This is a genomic window from Parasediminibacterium paludis (genome assembly GCF_042651445.1).
Taxonomy (GTDB): Bacteria; Bacteroidota; Bacteroidia; order Chitinophagales; family Chitinophagaceae; genus Parasediminibacterium; species Parasediminibacterium paludis.
This window is the reverse complement of the sequence record NZ_JBHSDC010000029.1, coordinates 15466-36409: the sequence shown is the minus strand read 5'-3', so window position 1 is coordinate 36409 and position 20944 is coordinate 15466. Positions and strand designations below refer to the sequence as shown.

Here is a 20944-nt window from a genome sequence, read left to right as displayed (position 1 = left end):
TGGTTCTTTAATAGATGATTAATTTTTACCGTCGCCTTCTTGTTCGTCTATTGTAATTAAGCCATTGTGATGACCGTGGTCGCCACAGCTTAATATTACTTGCCAGCTAGGTTCAGCTGCTCTCATTGGTGTGCCTGCTTTTTTCTCGCCATTTAATTTTGAGATTAAGCGGTTACGTTCTGCTGCTATTTTCTTTCTAGCGGCTTCGTCGTTTTCTCTAGAAAAATAAACCGTTCCATCTACAATAGTGTACAAACTTTTGGCATATATACTAAGTGGGTTATCGCTCCACAATACTAAATCGGCATCTTTACCTACTTTAATACTTCCAACTTTATCTTCTACATGCAATGCTTTTGCAGGATTTAAGGTTACCATTTTCAAAGCATCTTCTTCTGGTACGCCACCATATCGCACCGTTTTACCAGCTTCTTGGTTTAAGCGGCGCGCCATTTCGGCGTCATCACTGTTAATACACACGTTTAAACCCATTTTGTACATAATAGCTGCATTATATGCGATAGCATCGGTAACTTCTACTTTGTAATACCACCAATCCGAGAAGGTAGATGCATTAGAGCCGTGTGCCTTCATTTTGTCGGCCACTTTATAGCCTTCTAGTATGTGTGTAAATGTGTTGAACTTAAAGCCATATTTATCGCCTACTCGCATAGCAGCTGTGATTTCACTTTGTACATAAGAGTGGCAAGTGATAAAGCGTTTTTTATTTAATATTTCAACCAATGCATCTAACTCTAAATCTCTACGTGTTTTGGGGTCTATTTTCATGGCTTTTTGGTAGTCTACCGCACGCGCAAATGCATCGTTTAATACTTCTTCTACACCCATTCTTGTATCCGGAAAACGGTTATTGTTTTGAGAAGTGGTACGCTTTACGTTTTCGCCTAATGCAAATTTGATGAAAGGATCCCAACCTTTAAATTTCAAATCATCGTCATTTGCACCCCAACGTAGTTTAATTAATTGCGTTTGACCACCGATTGTATTTGCAGATCCGTGTAAAATGTGTGAAGAAGTTACACCACCACTTAGTTGACGATATATATTGATATCTTCAGGATTTAAGTTATCACCTATTCTTACTTCAGAGGTAACTGATTGTGCACCTTCGTTAATAGAAGCGGCGGCAATATGTGAGTGTTCATCTATTATACCAGCTGTTAAGTGCTTACCTGTACCATCAATTACTTTAGCACCATCAGCAGATAGGTTTTTGCCCACTTTGGCAATTTTACCATCTTTTACTAATACGTCTGTATTTTCTAGTTTTCCATCTTTTTCGTTAGTCCAAACTGTTGCGTTTTTAATCAACATGGTTTCTTGCTTTGGTAATTCTTCGTTACCATAGCCATCAAAAGGAAAAGTAACTTTTCCTAAACGCAAAGGCGGTGTAGGACGTTTTCTTGTACTATCAACTGAAACATTTGCTTTTACAAAAGAAGCTGTCCAAGTAACACGATTACCTGCAGTGTCTTCACCTGTACCGCTCCAAACATCGCCATTGGCAATACCACTTAAGCGAAACTGTGTAGCTGCTGTGCCAAAATTGCCTCTACCACCACCGAAACCGCCTGTAGGTGCGCCACTTGCATTACCACCACCAAACCCACCGCCTCTTCTTGGTGCTACTGGTGAGAAACTCAATTTTACAATTTTACCATCAAAGCTGAATTTTGGTGTAAGTGTATCTTTACCAATTACAGAGGCTGTGGCTGAGCTTTTAACATCTAATACATAATTGATTACACCACTTGGTGCATTAATTGCTAAGTTGTACGTTGCTTTTACATCGTTCCAGCCATCTGCTTTTACAACGTATTTTTTGCCTTGTACATAGTTATCTAAAATAGCCGCTTTTTCAGAGAAAATGCTATCAGTAGTAATTAAAAAGTTAGCCAATTTGCCTGCTTCTAAACTACCTACTTTGTCGTAAATACCTAATAATGTAGCGGGCGTTTTAGTAAGCGCTTCGAATGCCTTTGTAGGTGTTAACCCATATTCAATGGCTTTCCGTAAATTGGTTAAAAATAACTTAGGGTCACGTAGGTCTGCTGCCGTTAAGCAAAAGTTCACATTTGCTTTTTCTAATGCCGAAGGATTAGTGGGTGCTAATTCCCAATGTTTCATATCGGCCAATGATACAAATCTTGCATCATTTGGATCTTCAACATCCATGGCTTGTGGATAATTTAACGATAAGATGTAAGTGGCTTTAGTAGCAGCTATTTCCTTTATACGTTGGTATTCGTTACCGCCACCTTTTATAATGTATTGCGTTCCAAATTCTTTAGCTACTCTATCTGCACGCAAGTCAACCCATTTATCTTCTGCCTCAAATATTTGTGGCAATGATTGTAAATCGTTAAAAGCTTGTAATGATAAATTGATACCTTCTGTAGCAGGCTTCGTTTTGTACCACTGTGCATCTAAATAAGTTTGGCGCAATAAGGCAATACTTCCCATTACACTACTAGGATAGCTTTGCGTAGAAGTACCTTTACTAAAAGAATAGTGGGCTGATGCTTTTTCTTTTAGTAATGCAAAATTATCTTCTGTGTTGGCCAAAGTAACAACTGCACCACTACCACGAACGATACCATCTTTCACGTGCGTTAACACCGTACCAAAACCACTTTCCCTGTAGGTTTTTGCTTTTGCTTCGTCTACGGTAAATAATTTAGCAGCATCCGTTTCTGGTTTAACTGCTTGGTTCCAAGCGTATGCGCCTTTTGTATTAGATGTTAATTGTGCTGGAGCATTAAAGTTAAAACCACCGGCACCAAGCTGACGTTGCGGTGTCGCTACGCCATAGTCGCTATAAATATCTACAAACGACGGATAGATAAACTTGTTGTTACAGTCTACTACAACAGCGTCCTTAGGAATACTGATTGTGGAGCCAACGCTTACAATTTTACCATCGCGAATAACAAGTGTAGCTTTTTGTAAAATAGATGTTGACGACTGGACGATGGTGGCATTAGTAAAGGCATAACAGCCGTCCCTTTTGTCTGCAACACCATTAACTGGAAATGTTTCTTGGGCCTGTAATAAAAACGTAAACAAAAGCCCCGAAAGCAATAGCTTCAATTTTCTCATAAATTACTCAGTTTGCTTTGTGATGAAGGCTAAAGCTACTGAATGTGTGGCCAAAAAAGAGCCACTCATCAATAAAAATGATGAATGGCTTGAAAAAAACATGAATTTTAAATTTTATTATTTGAATTGGCCATTGTTTACGTCGTTTATAAAGCCGATAACACCAGGAAAAAAGTGTGCTTGATCGTCCCACATTGACAAGTGGCTACCTTCTGGGCAATACAGATAGCGCCCTTTTTGTACTTGCGTACTCATCCATTTCATATGTTCAGGATCCATGGTATCGTGTTTAGCTCCTACTGTAAGTGTGGGTACTTTAATTTCTGGTAATCTTGCTTTAATATCCCAATTTGCCAAACGGCCGCCTACACCAAACTCACTTGGACCTTGCATCATCGTATAGACCTCATTATTGGCATGTTTAAAAGCTCTATTTACAGCATCAGGCCATTCTGGTAAGCGGCATAGGTGTTGGTTATAAAAGTTAGGTATTAACAATTCCATGTATTTAGGATTTTTAAAATCGCCCTTTGCTTCTATTGCTCTAACGGTATCTAATACTTTGGGATCCATTTGTTTTGCCAATACATCATTGGCATATTTACCATAATCTGGGCAACTGGCCATCATGTTACAGATAATTAAGCCTTTTAAGTTTTGTTGGTATTTGAGCGCATATTGCATAGCTAACATACCGCCCCAAGAATTACCTAATAAATAAAAATTGTCTTTATCTAAATGTAATGCTTTACGAACTTGTTCTACTTCTTCAACAAAGCGATCGATAGTCCAAAGGCTACTGTCTTTTGGTTGGTCGCTGTAGTAAGAACCTAATTGATCATATTCTATCATTTCAAAACCTTCTTGTGGAAAGAAGCTCTCAAAACTTTCAAGGTATTCATGCGTCATAGCTGGACCGCCGTGTAACATTAAAACCTTGATTTTGGGGTTATTACCTATGGTTTTGGTCCACACTTTAAATGTACCAATAGACGTAACAACAGGTATCATTTTTACACCCGCAGATTGCACACCTGAGTCGTGAGGGGCAAAATATTCTTTTACCGTTACAGATTTGTTCTCACTTTTTTGATTACAAGCCCAAAGTAATAAAGTAACAAAGGGCAATAATAGTAGTTGTCTTAATTTCATAGCGTTTGTTCGTTTATGAACTGAAGGTACCTTAAAACACTATAATTGACAAAGAGTTTCAAAACAAGCTTACCAATTGATATAGCTTTTTGAAACTCTTTATTACAGATATGCAGAAATGTGCTGAATCTATCTACCCATGTATACCATTAATATTTGTACATCGCTTGGATTTACTCCGCTTATTCGGCTAGCTTGACCAAGAGTGTGTGGACGAATTTTTTTAAATTTTTGCAATGCTTCGTTAGACAAGGCATTCACTTTATCGTAATCAAAAGAATCAGGGATAATCATGTTTTCTAGCTGCCCCATTTTGTTTACCAGTTCTTGTTCCTTCTCTATATACCGCTCGTATTTAACTTGTATTTCGGCTTGTTCTAGTTCTTTTTCATCAAAGCCGTTCAAGTGTAAGGCAAGTGCTGGAATTGCAAGCATCATCTCTTTTAAGCCCACGTTTGGTCGTAAAATAATTTTATTAGCCCTTTGTTTTTCTGTTATTGGTGATGACTGAATGGTTTCAAAATATGGGTTAATGTCATCCGCTTCTACGTTAAAATCTTTTAAAACAGATGTGATTTGCTTAACACTGTCTTGCTTCTTGTATACCCTATCCAATCGTTCTTTTGATGCTAAGCCCAAATTATAGCTCATTTCTGTTAAGCGCAAATCTGCATTATCTTGACGCAACAATGTTCGGTACTCAGCACGGCTTGTAAACATTCTGTAGGGCTCGTCTGTGCCTTTACTTATGAGGTCGTCTATCAATACACCAATATAAGCTTCGCTTCTCTTAAGTACTACCGGCTCAAGTTCTTTTGCTTTTTGGTGCGCATTAATACCGGCCATCAACCCTTGGCAAGCCGCTTCTTCATAGCCTGTAGTACCGTTGATTTGACCCGCAAAGAAAAGGTTACTCACCAACTTGGTTTCTAACGAATATTTTAATTGTGTAGGCGGAAAATAATCATATTCTATAGCGTAACCTGGCCTAAATACTCTGCAATTTTCAAAACCTGGTACTGTGCGCAAGGCTTTTATTTGTACCTCCTCTGGCAAAGAGGTAGAAAAGCCGTTTACGTATATCTCGCAAGTGTTCCATCCTTCAGGTTCTACAAACAGTTGATGTCTGTCTCTTTCGGCAAAACGGTTAATCTTATCCTCAATACTTGGGCAATATCTTGGGCCACGACCTTCTATACGCCCTTGATACATGGGACTTCTATCGAACCCCGTTTTAAGAATATCGTGTACTGTTTGGTTTGTGTAAGTAATATGACAACTTCTTTGCTGTTCTGGCTTTATTTTTTCTATGTCTAAATAAGAGAAGCCCGTAATAATATCATCTCCTTTTTGCTCTTCCATTTTAGAATAATCTAGGCTTCTACCATCGATTCTAGGCGGCGTTCCTGTTTTTAAACGATCGCTTTCAAAACCAAAAGCTACCAATTGTTCTGTAATACCCGTTGCAGCCTTCTCACCTACACGACCACCACCAAACTGTTTTTCACCAATATGAATTATACCATTTAAAAAAGTACCACTAGTAACTACCACCGATGTGGCTTTTATTTCATTACCCATACCTGTAATTACGCCACAAACCTTGTTGTTTTTTATAATTAACGAGCTCACCATATCTTGGTAAAAATCAACATTGGGTGTTTGTTCAAGCATTTCACGCCAAGTAGCAGCAAATTGCATTCTGTCACTCTGCACTCGAGGGCTCCACATTGCAGGACCTTTACTCACATTTAACATGCGAAACTGTATCATACTCTTGTCTGAAACAAGACCACTGTAGCCACCCATTGCATCTATTTCTCGTACTATTTGCCCCTTAGCTATACCACCCATGGCAGGATTACAACTCATTTGGGCAATGGTTTGCATATTCATAGTAATCAACAGCACCCTACTACCAAGATTAGCTGCCGCAGCTGCCGCTTCGCAACCTGCATGACCCGCACCTACCACTATTACATCGTATTCTGGAAACATCATTACTTCAATTGAAAGACAAAGATAAAACAAGCCCTTGACGACATGTGAAACTTCTTAAGGGAACGCCACGTTCCACGTGAAACGTGACACAAAAGATATGTTTGAAAAAATTTCAAGACTAATTATTGTTCCACGTGAAACTGGTTAATATAATAATCCTCTTTATTACGCATTTTCTCAGCTTCTCTTGGGGATTTGTCGCCGTATCCGCAAAGATGAAGCGCACCGTGAAACAATACACGGAGGGTTTCATCGTGTATAGTCGAGCCATGTTGATTAGCGTTATCCCTTACTCGATCTAAACTAACATATACTTCGGCCGTAATGGCCTCTTGCTTATCCGACAAAGGAAAGGTGATAATATCTGTATAGTAATCATGGTTTAGAAAGTCTTTATTTATTTGTAGCAGATATTCATCAGAACAGAAAACGTAATCGAGTTTTTTTAAAGGTTTGTTTTCTAGATCAAAGATGTTGGCAATGAACTGTTTTAATAATGCCCTATTTCTTATGGTCAGTTGTTTATCGGCAGTGTGAAATGAAACTGTTTGCATGATGGTATCTACATTTGTTATATCAAATTTCGTAACAAAAACCTATTGCGCAAGTTTACATTTGCACTACAATAGATACAATGAAACGATTAAGTGATTTAGGAGTTGGTCAGAAAGCGATTATACATTCTTTTGAGAAAGATGATATCTTCATTAAACTAATGGAAATGGGTTGTGTGCCCGGAGAAATAGTAAAAATCATTCAGGTTGCGCCACTCGGAGACCCAATATCCATTGCAGTTTCTGGGTACAACTTAAGCCTTAGATTAAGCGAGGCTAATAATATTTTTATAGAAGAGGTTGTATAAATCATTCAAAAGCGTAATCACATGAAGGTTGGTTTGTATTTTGGCTCCTTTAATCCTATCCACATTGGGCATCTAATAATAGCCAACCATGTAATAGAACATACAAATCTAGACCAGGTATGGCTCGTTGTAAGTCCGCAGAATCCATTAAAACCAGCAGCTAGCTTACTAAACGAATATCAACGCCTACACCTTGTGCAATTGGCGATAGCAAATAATGACAAACTAAAAGCTTCAGACGTTGAGTTTAAACTACCGAAGCCCTCCTACACGATAGATACACTTATTTATCTGGCCGAAAAATACCCAAACCATCAATTTAGTATCATATTAGGCGGAGATAGTTTCATCAACATAAGCAAATGGAAAAACGCAGATGTATTGCAAAAAAATTATCCTCTGATTATTTATCAACGACCAAAATTTCTGATAAGCAACAACGCTATCAACAAAAACATGACCATTCTAAATGCGCCGTTATTAGATATCTCAGCGACAGCAATTAGACAATTAATAAAAGACAAGAAGAGTATTCAATACTTAGTAACAGATAGTGTTCGCGGAGAAATTGAAAAATATGGATACTATAGATAACAAGTCCTAATACCTTTGCACAAAGCAAATGCTAGTAATAGTTATAATTTTATAGCTGCTGTTACGTTTATAATAAAGCATTCAACAACTTTGGTAGCATATTCATATGGCTCAAGATAACTCGCAAATTTTTCAAACGAATAACCCTACAAGATGGCAGCGCTTTAAATGGGCTGGCAGAATAATACTAGTATTGGCATTGGTAGCTTTAGCAGCTGTTCTCATTGCATTATTTAATGCGTCCCTACCAGATATCCCACTCGAAGGCAGAGCGATTAAAAAAGTATTAACCGAAAAAATACCAGAATATCGAGAAAGTAAAATGGGCAGAGAGTATCGAGGTATGCGGAAATTCATAGAAGAAAAATGGGCAAAAGGAGAAGGTGTCGGTCAAAAAAATCCAAATCTAGACCTATCTACTTCTTCATTATTTAACGATAGTTTAGGTATAAGAGCCGCTTTTTATGTTAACTGGGATCCTCAATCGTTTTTATCGCTTAGAAGAAATATTAACAAGGTAAACCTTGTATTACCAGAGTGGTTTTTCATTGACCCAAAATCAGATACACTTATCGCCAATATAGACAAAAAGGGATTTGATGTGATTAAAGCGGCAAAGGTGAAGGTAATGCCGATATTATCTAACAACTATAATAGTGTGTTCAGTGGCGCTGCTTTACATAGGATACTAAATAATAAGGCTAAAAAAGATAGGCTCATCGCAGATGTACTGAAACTAATTATCAAATACAAGTTTGCCGGAATCAATGTAGATTTTGAAGAACTAAAAGAATCCAATAACGAAACGCTCAACAACTTTCAGAAAGAATTATACACTACTCTGCATGCGAACGGTTTTATGGTTACTCAAAACGTATCGCCGTTTAATGAAGATTACGACTATAAACGTTTGTCCAACTATAACGATTATATTTTTTTAATGGCGTATGACGAACACTCTGAAAGTACTGGCCCTGGACCTATAAGTGGACAAAGATGGATAGAAGCTGCGGTAGACCATTTGGCTAAAGTTGTACCAGCAAAGAAAATTGTATTAAACATCGCGGCTTATGGCTACGATTGGAAGAATGGCAAAGTTGAAAATACACCCCTAACTTATCAACAAGCATTAGTAACAGCAAGAGAGAGTGATGGCATTGTAGATTTTGATAATGATAGTTATAACCTGCATTATCAATACTATGATGAGCATGAGATATTGCATGAAGTTCATTTTACAGACGCCGCGACAAACTTTAATACACTAAGGTTTGCAACAGAATACGGCTTAGCGGGAACTGCCATTTGGCGTCTCGGCGCAGAAGACAATCGTCTTTGGGATTTTTACAACCTACCAATGACAAAACAAGCTTTACGAAAATTTGACTTCAATGAATTTAGCAAAGTAACAGGCTTATCAGAAGTTGACTTTATGGGTCAAGGAGAAATTTTAGATGTGGTATCTACACCAAAAGATGGCAATATAAAATGTGAACTTGATAGTGCGGACATGGTAATATCCGAAGAAAACTATGTTACACTTCCATCAAGCTATGTTGTTAAAAAATGGGGCTATACAAGTAAGCCAGAAATTGTATTAACATACGACGACGGCCCAGATCCAAAATATACCAAACAAATATTAGACACATTAGCTTATTATAACGTAAAGGCTAGTTTTTTTCTTGTAGGCTTAGAAGCTGAGAAAAACATTCCGCTAGTAAAACGTATTTTTAGAGAAGGACACGAAATTGGTAATCACACATTTACACACCCTGATATGAGTGCCGTTGGCAACCAACGTGCATTACTAGAAATGGATGCAACACGGTTGTTAATAGAATGTATTACAGGCCACAGTACCATATTATTTAGGGCGCCATTTAATGCAGATTACGAACCACAAAAACACGAAGAGATAGAACCAGTTGCCTTAAGTAGAAGTAGAAATTATATTACAGTGGGCGAAGGTTTAGACCCTGAGGATTGGCAAAAAGGTTTGTACAAAAATTTTACAGCAGATACAATTTTTAATAGAGTTAAGAGAGCGTATGATGATCACCTCGCTTCTGGCGATAGTGTCAACATTATATTATTACACGATGCTGGCGGAGATAGAAGCCAAACTGTCCTAGCTACAGGTATGCTAATTCGTTATTTTAAGGCTAAGGGTTATGAATTTACAACTGTGGCAAATTTACTCGGGAAAAAAACAGATGAAATTATGCCACCAGTACCTCATGGAAATGGATATTACTTACTTCAGGTAAATTATGCAATTGCTGAGATAGGCTATCTGAGCGGTTATATATTCTATGCCTTATTTTTAGTATTCATGCTATTGAGCGCTATTCGATTACTTACCTTGGGTGTACTCGCAATCATACAAAAGAAAAAAGAACAACGGCTTGCTCCAATAATGCCAACCCCCCTTCCATTGGTATCAATTATTGTTCCCGCGTATAACGAAGAAGTAAATATAATTGACTCATTAAATAATTTGCTTAAATGCGACTATGCGAACTTTAATATCATTTTTGTAGATGACGGAAGCAAGGATACTACTTGGCAAAAGGTAAATAACGCCTTTGGCAATCATCCAATAATAAAATTATATACAAAGGTCAATGGCGGTAAAGCTTCTGCTTTAAACTTAGGTATTGCACAAACAAACGCATCGTATGTAGTGTGTATAGATGCTGACACAAAACTTGCGCAAAATGCAGTCAGCAAGTTGATGGAAAACTTCTTTGTTGAAAAGACTGGAAACGAAAAAGAAGTAGGGGCGGTAGCTGGCATTGTAAAAGTTGGTAATGAAGTAAACATACTTACCAAATGGCAAAGTATAGAATACATCACCAGTCAAAACTTTGACAGAAAAGGTTTTGCGTATGCAAATGCTATTACAGTGGTACCTGGTGCAATTGGTGCATTTAAGAAACAAGCCATAATAGATGCAGGTGGATTTACCACAGATACTCTTGCAGAGGATTGTGACCTCACCATAAGAATAATAAGAGAAGGCTATACGATTGCTAACGAACCAAGAGCTATTGCCTATACAGAAGCACCAGAAACTGTGAAACAATTTATGAAGCAACGCTATAGATGGAGTTTTGGTGTAATGCAAACTTTTTATAAACATAGAGATTTGATGCTAAACGTCAATCATCGATCGCTAGGCTTTATAGCAATGCCAGATATTTTACTGTTTAAATATATTATCCCGTTTTTTACGCCACTCGCTGATTTACTAATGCTTATTGGCTTATTAACTGATAATGCTAAGCTGATAGGATTGTATTATATTTTATTTACAATAGTGGATGCTGCAATTGCTGCATTATCATTTTTGTTTGATAAAGAAAACCCTACAAAACTGATTTGGTTGATACCGCAGCGTATCATTTATCGTTGGTTAATGATGATTGTACTTTTTAGATCATTTAAACGCGCTATAAAAGGCGAGTTACAGCATTGGGGCGTACTAAAAAGAACCGGTAATGTCAAAATGGTGAGGGAGGCAAAATAAAAAGCGCCCATTTCGGAACGCTTCGCGGTGAGTAAGAGATTCGAACTCTTGATACAGTTTCCCGTATACACACTTTCCAGGCGTGCTCCTTCAACCACTCGGACAACTCACCTGTTATAATAATAGGAGAGCAAAAATAATGTATCACCTTTTAATAATGGTACAAAGTTTAACAGATAAATGTATTATACTCTTTGATCTGTATTGAGTCATAGCAACATATTATATAAATTAAAACTACAAAGCAATGAATGAAAAATTTATATCAAGACTTACTGAAGAATTGGAAACAATAGATGAAGCTGGATTATTTAAAAGGGAACGCATCATTACAAGTGAACAAGGGGCTGAAATTGTTGTAAATGGTAAAACGGTTTTGAACTTTTGCGCGAATAACTATTTGGGCTTGTCATCACATCCTAAAGTAATAGAAGCAGCACACAAAGCCATAGATACACATGGCTACGGTATGAGTAGCGTACGTTTCATTTGCGGCACGCAAGATATACATAAAGAATTAGAACAAAAGATTGCCTCCTTCTTGGGTACAGAAGATACCATTTTGTACGCAGCAGCGTTTGATGCTAATGGTGGCGTATTTGAACCATTGTTCAACGAAGAAGACGCCATTATCAGTGATTCATTGAACCATGCTAGTATTATCGATGGCGTACGTTTGTGCAAAGCGCAACGTTACCGTTACGATCACAATAACATGGAAGATTTAGAACAAAAATTACAAGCTTCAGCTCATTTACGCAGCAGAATTATTGTAACAGATGGTAGCTTTAGCATGGACGGCACGATTGCACAACTTGATAAAATCTGCGACCTAGCAGATAAATACGATGCAATTGTCATGATAGATGAATGTCACTCATCAGGCTTTTTGGGTAAAACGGGTCGAGGTACACATGAATATAGAAATGTGATGGGAAGAATAGATATTATAACAGGTACACTCGGCAAAGCATTGGGGGGCGCTAGTGGTGGTTTTACATCAGGCAGAAAAGAAATTATAGAAATTCTACGCCAACGTTCAAGACCCTATTTGTTTTCAAATACAGTAGCACCAAGCATTGTAGGCGCGTCTATTGCTGTATTAGATATGCTAACAGAAACAACAACGCTTAGGGATCAATTAGAATACAATACTAAGTATTTTAGAACAAAAATGACGGAAGCTGGCTTTGATATAAAACCTGGTGATCATCCAATAGTACCAATCATGCTATACGAAGCAACGATTGCGCAACAATTTGCAGCTGCCTTACTTGAAGAAGATATTTATGTTATTGGATTTTTCTATCCGGTTGTAGCAAAAGGTTTGGCTCGTATTCGTGTACAATTAAGTGCAGCGCACAATCAAGAACATTTAGACAAGGCTATATCCGCTTTTGTAAAAGTTGGTAGACAATTAGGGGTACTGAAATAATATCATTCGCTTGCTTTACTAATTTTTAATTGCAAAGAAGGACTAGCCTTTATAATAATATTTGCTTTAATTTCTGGTGCTTTGTTAGAAGTAGTTTCGAAATGAAACGCTTTTAACAAAGCACTGGTAATAGTTTGTATTTGGTAATCAGCCAAAGCCATACCTAGGCAGATACGCTTACCCTGACTATATGGTATATAAGCAAATGTTTTGCCCTTAAAATTATCTTTTTCAAAATTAGATATATCAAACCTGTCTCCCGATGGCCAAAACAATTTGTGTCGATGTAATGCATAAGAATTAACAACAACAATACTTTTGGCTTTAATAAACTTCCCGCCTATCACATCATCGTTAACGGCAACGCGAGCTGTAGACCAAACTGGTGCATACAACCTTAAGGACTCTTTAATAGCTAATTGCAAGAAAGATGGCTGTTTTAACAATGCATCCTTTGAAGTTGCAGCGACCTTTAATTCATTTTTTAAAAGTGCTTGCAAATTAGGCTGAGCGACGATATTATATAATAGCCAAGAAATTGCAGTGGCAGTCGTTTCAAAACCCGCCAATAAGAAATTGAAAAGTTGGTCACGAATATCTTTTTCTGTAACACGTCCTTCTTTAAACTCACTAAGCATAAGCGCAAATAGACCAATTGGTTCAAACTCACCATTCAATAATTCCTGTACAAGCTTATCCGAGAATGAATTTAACTTATCTATTTGCAGTTGATGTTTCTTGTAGGTATAATTAATGCCAAGCGGCTTTAAGAAAAAGGACTTTGCTTCAGATACTGCGCCAACGTTCCAACTTGAGGCTTCAATACGAGCATTATAAGTGTCAAATACCTCTTTGTAATTAAATGGATAATTATTACATACATGACTGCGCAGCATAATTCGTAACATCAACAAATGAATATCATACTCAATATTCACTATAGGACTGTTCGCAATAACGTTAGACCATTTTGTGATAAATTGATCAATCTCATCATGCAGAATTGGTAAGGTACTTTCTATGGCAGTTGGCGAAAATAAATTTTTTAACAATTTGTGTTGAAATTCCCAATCATTTCCTTCACTCATAAAAATACCATTACCAAGCATTTCTTCTAAACCCGTTGTAGACATTTTTAGTGCCTTTCCTCTCGAATAATTATCTACATTATCTTTCAATACATGCTTTACATAATCCGGATGATTTAAGAAAATGATGCTACGCATATTACCAATCTTAAATGCAAAGATATCTCCATAGCTTTCTACCATTTGATAGATCGCTTTCAATGGGTTTTTTAGCATGCTAAAAGAATGGTAGGGAATCTTGTACCAGGGGATATTTTTAGGTGGCTCTACCATTACAAAAGTTTAAAATTTTCAACCTGAAAAACAAACTCACGAATTAACCTTGCAAGCATTGGTCCATCACTTATTAAATGATCAAGCGATAATGTAGCACCAATGATATTTGCATTAGGTTTTTGTGGTTCTATGTTTTTCACATCCATAAAAGTACCAATGAACATACCTACTGAATGAAAATGCGTGGGCAAACCATAAGAAATGACACGTGTGTTGCCACTGTGTATGGTAGAACTGAAATACACATTGCCAACATAATCTTTCCGTATTAATGGATTACGCATGGTTCTTCGATAAAATAGACGCCTTAAAAAACCTGGAAATTGCATAAACAATCGTTCTACCTTTGTAAACGTTTTCTTCATTTGGAGCATTTTCTTCAAATCTTCTTCTAACTCTAGAATAGATTTTTTATTAACTCGTCTGATAATTTTATACCATATTATTTTATCGCCATCTTGTTGCAACTCAAAAGGAAAGAAAACATCCGCCTCTTCAAATTGATAATATTTGTTGCCCTTACCTACCATTGCAAAGGCAGCTTTGTGTTTATCTAAAGCTTGCGCAAAGCAATATAGAAGACAAGCTAATATTGAAATATTTAGATTCTGTTCTCTTTTAGCAATTTTTATTTGCTGACGAATGTGAGAAATATCAACTTGAAAAAGACCATGCATCAAATTAACATACTTATTAAATGCAGCAATATCTGCCACAATCTTTTTGTCAATAGGAAAGTCCTTAACGATAAATTTATTATTAGACATTTTTTACAGTTCAATCAGTAAAATTAAGACGCCAAACTTACCCGCAATTTAATTGGTTTAGTGGCTTTTATAATAATATTGGGATTAATAATTGGCTTTTTTTCATTAACAGTTGTAAAATGAAATGTCCTCAGCAAATGTGGCAGAATTGCCATCATTTGATAATCAGCCAAAGCTCTCCCGATACACATGCGCTTCCCTTGACCAAACGGGATATATACAAAATTTTTTCCTTTAAAATTGTCTTTCTCAAAGTTGTCAATATTAAAAGCGTCTGCATTTTGCCAAAAGTCTTTATGCCTATGTAAAGCATAGGAACTAATTAAAACAAGGGTTTTGGCAGGAATATAGAAACCATCAATTATATCATCTGCAATGGCTTCACGAGCATACGACCAGACAGGTGGATACAACCGTAGCGTTTCTTTAATTACTTTTTCAAGTGTATAAAATGGTTGGCTTTTGGTAACTGCAATTTCGTCTTTTACCAATTGTTGAATAGGCTGATATGCAGCTAAATTATACAATGTGAAAGTAATACCAGTAGAAGTTGTATCAAAACCAGCGAATAAAAAATTTAATAACTGGTCTTTAATATCTTGCTTAGAAACGATACCATTATTATAGTCAGTTAACATTATTGCAAATAAACCGTTTGGTACATATTTCGCATGTAACAAATCTTCTATCAATTTATCTACAAAAGCCATCATCCATTCAAGTGATTGCTGTGGCTTTCTATAGTGGTACTTTACGCCAAAAGGTTTTAGAATAAAAGCTTTTAATTGTGCTAAGAATATGTTTTTAGAGTTTGAAGCATTCATAAAAGATTTGAGCGTGTCCAAAATATCGTGATAGGGAAAAACGAGATTACTGCAAACATGTGTACGCAACATGATACGTAACATCAACAAATGCATTTCTTGTTCCACATCAATGATTGATGATGTTGTAATTTGCGTTTGCCATCGTTTAGTAACTAATAGTAATTCTTCTTCAATGATGGGCAGTGTACTTGCAATTGATATGGGGGAAAATAAATTACGCAACATTTTATGTTGCTGTTCCCAATCTTCACCATCACTCATGAAAATACCATTACCTAATAAATCTTGTAAGGCACTAAAAGAAGGTTGCTTGACAGCTTTACGACGAGAATAATTGTCTTGATTATCTTTTAAAACATGCTTTACATAATCTGGATGGTTCAAAAAAATGATAGAACCAATTTTAGAAATTTTTAATGAAGCAATATCACCATAGTTATCAATAATATCTGAAATCGCTTTTAGAGGATTATTTACCAAGCCAAAACCATACTTAAAAAGCTTTGTTGATCTTATTGTTGGTATTTGCTTTTCTGCTGTTGACATGTGTAATAATCTTTCTTGTAACAGTTACATTTGCACCACTAAATTTTTTCAATGAGATACAGATCATCCACACTGTTAAAAATAATTACAAGTATAACACTTATCAGTGTATTTGCAGCTTGTAGCCCCAATAATGTTACAATTGATAATAGCTTAAAACCCATTTTCGATAGCAGTAAGGTGATCGGCAGTTTCGCCATGTTTGATAACGGTACAGGTCAATTTACTATTTATAACCTCAATCGTTATAAAGACACTGGCTTTTTACCTGCATCTACTTTTAAAATTGTAAATAGCTTAATAGGTATAGAAACAGGTAAAGTGGTAAATGAAAAAATGGTCATTAAATGGGACGGAAAAGTGAGAACTTTCCCCAACGGCGATACGGCTAAAAATTGGAACAAAGATCTTACTATGGCAGAAGCTTTTGAATACTCAGCTGTACCTTACTACCAAGAAGTAGCCAGAAGAATAGGTAAAGATACCATGCAGCAATACCTAGATAGTATGCACTATGGCACTGCAAAAATTAAAACAGCTATCGATACGTTTTGGTTAGATAATTCATTAAAAATTACTGCTGACGAACAACTAGGCATTGTAAAGAAATTGTACTTCTACCAATTAGGCTTTCAACGCAGAAGCCAAGAGATTGTAAGAAAAATGATGATTCGTGAAAATAATACCAACTATACATTAGCATACAAAACAGGCCTCGGTACTACAGAAAAGGGTACACAGCTTGGTTGGGTTGTGGGTTGGGTTGAGGAAAATCATCACCCTTACTTTTTTGTATTGAATATCGAAGGTGCAAAAGAGATACCAATGACTAACTTACGAGTTGATATGCTAAAACGCATTTTGAAAGGTTATGGCTTTTTTGAAGGTAAAAAATAATTTACCGACCATAATCAAGATATTAATAAGCCGCAAAAATTTTGCGGCTTATTAATTTTTATCAAGAATGTAAGGTACATAAAGCTAGAAACATAGTAACCTGTAACTTGCAACCAATACATGCTTCAATTTCAATACATAGAATTTTTATTTGGCTTAGCTATTCTACTACCATTAGTAGGGCTATTTCTATTTGTAATACATTGGAAAAAAAAGAAGCAACAACAACTTGGCGATAACAGATTAGTTACTCAATTAACAAGCAACTATTCACATCAGAAATATCAAATAAAAATTGTTGCAGTAATTGTATGTATAGGATTGCTGATTCTTAGCGCTGCCAATTTGCGTATGCCATTATTACCAAAGGGATCTGCTACAAAGGGCGTTGATGTGATGATATTGCTTGACGTAAGCAAAAGCATGTTGAGTGAAGATGAAAAACCAACAAGGTTAGATAAAGCCAAGGAATTAATTTACCAACTCCTAGACAAATTGCAAGGCAATAGAGTTGGCTTAATTCTTTTTGCTGGCCAAGCATATTTACAAATGCCATTAACTGCAGATGTAACCGCTGCCAAAATGTTTGTAAGCAATGCTAATACTGACGTGGTGAATCTACAAGGTACAGTGATAAGCGAAGCGCTAACCCTTTGCAACAATAGTTTAGATGTCCGAGAGAAAAAATATAAAGCGGCCATATTAATAACCGACGGTGAAGACCACGAAGAGAAAGCAGTAGAAACTGCTAAGACACTCACAGAAACAGGGGTTGTTTTACATACTATAGGAGTAGGTACTGTGGGGGGCGCTACTATAAAAGAAGCAGGTACCAATGACGCTAAAAGAGATGTGAATGGGGAAACCATTATCACTAAATTAAATCCAGACCTTCTAGAAGAACTTTCAAAGACAACAGGAGGCACGTATCAAACCTTAAATAAAACTGATGAGGTTAGTGCTCGATTAATTAATACTTTAAAAGAGATGGAAACAAAGCCAATTAATAATAGTGGTTTTGTCGATTACCAATCATATTACACCATTTTCTTAGCTATTGGTGTGGCCTTATTGCTGGTTGAAATATTTATAAGTGAGAAAAAAACAATTTGATTGAAAATTATTTATATCATATTAAGCATCTTCATCACTAACGTCACATTTGCCCAAAAAGCAAATAATACCGTTATTAAAGCCAACGAGTTGTACAAAAAAGGCGACATAAAAAACGCTGAAGCACTTTACGACGAAGCCTTGAAAATTGATAATAAAAATACGGCAGCCTTATTTAATAAAGGTAATACATTGTTTAAGCAAAACAGATACAACGATGCGATAAAACAATATCAGACGACGGCTGAAACTTCCACGGACGTAGAATTACAAGCAAAAGCTTATTATAATAAAGCCGCGGCAGAAATTAAACAACAACAATATCAGCAAGCCATACAATCGTTAAAGCAATCACTAAAACTGAATAACAACGATGAACAAGCGAGGGAAAATTTACAAAAGTTATTGACCGAAATAAATAAGCAAAAACAACAACAGCAACAAAAGCAAGAAAAACCACCAAAGGAGAAGCCTTTAAATAAAGAAGAAGCAGCCAAACAACTAGAAATGTTACGCAACGAGGAGAAGCGTTTACAGAAAGAAATACAACAACAAAAGAATAAACCAAGTAAATACGAGAAAGATTGGTAACAACATACCACTTTGTATTAGAACATTTTATACACAAGATTGTAAATTTGTACAGTTTTAACACATCATCACATTAGCACCTTCAATCCATGCAACTATACTGTAATTCATTAACACAATACAATCGCTTAATAACCAAAGAGGTAAAAATTGGCGATTTACTTTTGGGTAATAACCATCCTATTCGTTTGCAAACCATGACGACTACAGACACCATGGATACCATTGCAACGGTAGAACAAACGATACGCTGTATAGAAGCTGGTGCAGAACTAGTGCGTATAACAGCACCATCTAAAAAAGAAGCAGAAAATTTACTAAACATAAAAAACGAATTACGCAAACGTGGTTATAACACACCGCTAATTGCTGATATTCATTTTACACCAAACGCAGCAGAGATTGCCGCAAGAATTATAGAAAAGGTTAGAGTTAATCCCGGTAACTACGTAGATAAAAAGAAGTTTGAACAAATAGATTACACCGACCTTGAATATGCTGAAGAAATAGATAGAATAAGAGAGCGCTTTACACCACTAGTAAAAATTTGTAAAGAATATGGTACCGCTATGCGTATTGGTACCAATCATGGTAGTTTGAGTGATAGAATAATGAGCCGCTATGGCGATACTCCAAACGGTATGGTAGAGAGTGCCATGGAATTTTTGCGCATTGCTCGTGGCGAAAGCTATCACAATATTGTATTAAGCATGAAAGCGAGTAACCCACAAGTAATGGTGCAAGCTTATCGCCTATTAATACAACAAATGGATGCTGAGTTTGGTGAATGTTATCCTTTACACTTAGGCGTTACAGAAGCTGGTGACGGTGAAGATGGTAGAGTAAAAAGTGCTGCTGGTATCGGTACTTTGTTAGAAGATGGTATTGGCGACACCATTCGTGTATCATTAACCGAAGATCCTGAATTTGAAATACCTGTGTGTAAAGATTTGGTGAAAAGATATGCAGTCAAAGGTCAACAGTCAACTGACCATAGTAATGTGCCAAGTATAGAAAAAGTACCTTACTCACCATTTACTTATAGCCGTAGAAAAACATTTGCTGTTGGCAATATTGGTGGTAATCAAGTGCCTGTGGTAATTGCTGATTTAAGCAAGTTAGAAACTATAACGCCTACATCACTAGAAAGTATTGGTTACAAATATGATGAGGCAAGCGATAAATGGAATATTAGTGATGCGGCAGCAGATTATGTATTTACTGGCAAGGCAGAATTAGATTTTGCATTACCTGGTACATTGAAGGTAATTACTTGGCCAAAGTACAGCACTGTTTCAAACGATAAAAGTAAATATTTTCCTATGTATGATGCGAGGGGTTTTCTTGAAGCTGAAAGTACAAATAGCAACATCAACTTCGTAATGCTAGATTGCTTTAACGATGAAACACCCATCAATGATTTCACATTTTTGGATGAATTAGCAAATAATCCGTCTATTGTCATTTGCTTATCATCAACCAACAAAAATGCCATGCAATCTATTCGCAGAATGTGTATGGAATTGATTCAGCGAAAAATAGAAAATCCAATAATTCTTACAATAGATAGTCATTGGCAAACTACTGATGAACATTTAATTCACTATGCTACAGAAGCAGGTGCATTGCTATTAGACGGCTTTGGTGATGGTGTGTGTTTTGGCATGACAGCAGAGAGCTACGAAAAGTCAGTAGTGAGTAGTCAACAGTCGACAGGAAGAAATTATAGTAACAATACTTCTGTAGAGCAATTTATAAACTCAACAGCCTTCTCCATTTTACAAGCTACACGTACAAGAATTTCGAAAACTGAATATATCTCTTGCCCTAGCTGCGGTAGAACCTTGTTTGATTTACAAGAAACAACTGCAAAAATTAGAACTGTAACGAACCATTTGAAAGGTGTAAAAATTGCTATTATGGGTTGCATAGTCAATGGTCCTGGTGAAATGGCTGACGCAGATTTTGGCTATGTAGGTAGTGGCGTCGGTAAAATAACATTATACCGTGGTAAAGAGGTGGTAAAGAAAAATATTGATAGTGATATTGCTGTTACCGAACTGATAAACCTACTAAAAGAAAGTGGCGCTTGGGTAGAACCTTCAATGAGTTAAATCTATTTATCATTCAAATCGCTATAATC

The 20944-nt window shown here is 36.5% G+C and carries 15 protein-coding genes and 1 tRNA gene; 8 read left to right on the top strand and 8 right to left on the bottom strand.

Translation table 11 applies throughout. From position 1 onward, the window contains the following. Positions 1-18: 18 nt before the first annotated feature. The 4 genes from ACFOW1_RS14015 to ybeY all read right to left on the bottom strand — a co-directional run bounded on the left by ACFOW1_RS14015 (position 19) and on the right by ybeY (position 6827). Complete coding sequence (locus ACFOW1_RS14015) at positions 19-3120, bottom strand: amidohydrolase family protein (RefSeq protein WP_379015103.1); 3102 nt, start codon at positions 3118-3120, stop codon at positions 19-21. 117 nt (positions 3121-3237) lie between these two features. Continuing rightward, a complete protein-coding gene (locus tag ACFOW1_RS14010; RefSeq protein WP_379015102.1) occupies positions 3238-4272 on the bottom strand; it encodes a proline iminopeptidase-family hydrolase in 1035 nt (344 codons plus the stop codon). A gap of 129 nt (positions 4273-4401) precedes the next feature. Next, on the bottom strand, positions 4402-6270 hold the full coding sequence (mnmG, locus tag ACFOW1_RS14005; RefSeq protein WP_379015760.1) for a tRNA uridine-5-carboxymethylaminomethyl(34) synthesis enzyme MnmG: 1869 nt from the start codon (positions 6268-6270) through the stop codon (positions 4402-4404). Between the two features lie 125 nt (positions 6271-6395). Further along, positions 6396-6827 (bottom strand): rRNA maturation RNase YbeY, encoded by a 432-nt coding sequence (gene ybeY, locus ACFOW1_RS14000; protein ID WP_379015101.1) that lies wholly within the window; start codon positions 6825-6827, stop codon positions 6396-6398. A gap of 80 nt (positions 6828-6907) precedes the next feature. Here ybeY and ACFOW1_RS13995 point away from each other — a divergent pair, with 80 nt between their 5' ends. From ACFOW1_RS13995 to ACFOW1_RS13985, 3 genes are all read left to right on the top strand, one after another. Continuing rightward, positions 6908-7135, top strand: a complete 228-nt coding sequence (locus tag ACFOW1_RS13995; RefSeq protein WP_379015100.1) for a FeoA family protein — start codon at positions 6908-6910, stop codon at positions 7133-7135. Between the two features lie 21 nt (positions 7136-7156). Next, complete coding sequence (gene nadD, locus ACFOW1_RS13990) at positions 7157-7729, top strand: nicotinate (nicotinamide) nucleotide adenylyltransferase (protein ID WP_379015099.1); 573 nt, start codon at positions 7157-7159, stop codon at positions 7727-7729. 106 nt (positions 7730-7835) lie between these two features. Next, positions 7836-11261, top strand: a complete 3426-nt coding sequence (locus ACFOW1_RS13985; RefSeq protein WP_379015097.1) for a polysaccharide deacetylase family protein — start codon at positions 7836-7838, stop codon at positions 11259-11261. Between the two features lie 25 nt (positions 11262-11286). On the opposite strand, the gene ACFOW1_RS13980 is transcribed toward ACFOW1_RS13985, so the two are convergent. Then, positions 11287-11373, bottom strand: a tRNA-Ser gene (locus tag ACFOW1_RS13980). A 135-nt stretch (positions 11374-11508) separates the two neighbouring features. Between ACFOW1_RS13980 and kbl the strand changes: the two genes are divergently transcribed. Beyond that, entirely contained in the window at positions 11509-12696 is a 1188-nt protein-coding gene (gene kbl / locus ACFOW1_RS13975) for a glycine C-acetyltransferase (protein ID WP_379015095.1), read from the top strand. Positions 12697-12698: 2 nt separating this feature from the next. Here kbl and ACFOW1_RS13970 read toward each other — a convergent pair whose 3' ends face one another. Genes ACFOW1_RS13970 through ACFOW1_RS13960 form a run of 3 tightly spaced genes read right to left on the bottom strand, consistent with a single transcriptional unit; the run spans position 12699 to position 16200 of the window. Beyond that, positions 12699-14000, bottom strand: coding sequence for a cytochrome P450 (locus tag ACFOW1_RS13970; protein WP_379015093.1), 1302 nt, complete (start codon positions 13998-14000; stop codon positions 12699-12701). A 56-nt stretch (positions 14001-14056) separates the two neighbouring features. Beyond that, a complete protein-coding gene (locus tag ACFOW1_RS13965) occupies positions 14057-14827 on the bottom strand; it encodes a hypothetical protein (protein ID WP_379015092.1) in 771 nt (256 codons plus the stop codon). 23 nt (positions 14828-14850) lie between these two features. After that, on the bottom strand, positions 14851-16200 hold the full coding sequence (locus tag ACFOW1_RS13960) for a cytochrome P450 (protein ID WP_379015091.1): 1350 nt from the start codon (positions 16198-16200) through the stop codon (positions 14851-14853). A gap of 51 nt (positions 16201-16251) precedes the next feature. Between ACFOW1_RS13960 and ACFOW1_RS13955 the strand changes: the two genes are divergently transcribed. The 4 genes from ACFOW1_RS13955 to ispG all read left to right on the top strand — a co-directional run bounded on the left by ACFOW1_RS13955 (position 16252) and on the right by ispG (position 20915). After that, the gene (locus tag ACFOW1_RS13955) at positions 16252-17097 is read left to right on the top strand and encodes a penicillin-binding transpeptidase domain-containing protein (protein WP_379015089.1); all 846 of its coding nucleotides are present in this window, start codon (positions 16252-16254) and stop codon (positions 17095-17097) included. A 120-nt stretch (positions 17098-17217) separates the two neighbouring features. Then, a complete protein-coding gene (locus tag ACFOW1_RS13950; RefSeq protein WP_379015087.1) occupies positions 17218-18210 on the top strand; it encodes a VWA domain-containing protein in 993 nt (330 codons plus the stop codon). Continuing rightward, positions 18211-18801 carry a tetratricopeptide repeat protein gene (locus ACFOW1_RS13945; protein WP_379015085.1) on the top strand — a complete coding sequence of 197 codons (591 nt, stop codon included), beginning with the start codon at positions 18211-18213 and terminating at the stop codon, positions 18799-18801. Between the two features lie 89 nt (positions 18802-18890). Next, positions 18891-20915, top strand: a complete 2025-nt coding sequence (ispG, locus tag ACFOW1_RS13940; RefSeq protein ID WP_379015084.1) for a (E)-4-hydroxy-3-methylbut-2-enyl-diphosphate synthase — start codon at positions 18891-18893, stop codon at positions 20913-20915. Positions 20916-20944 lie beyond the last annotated feature (29 nt).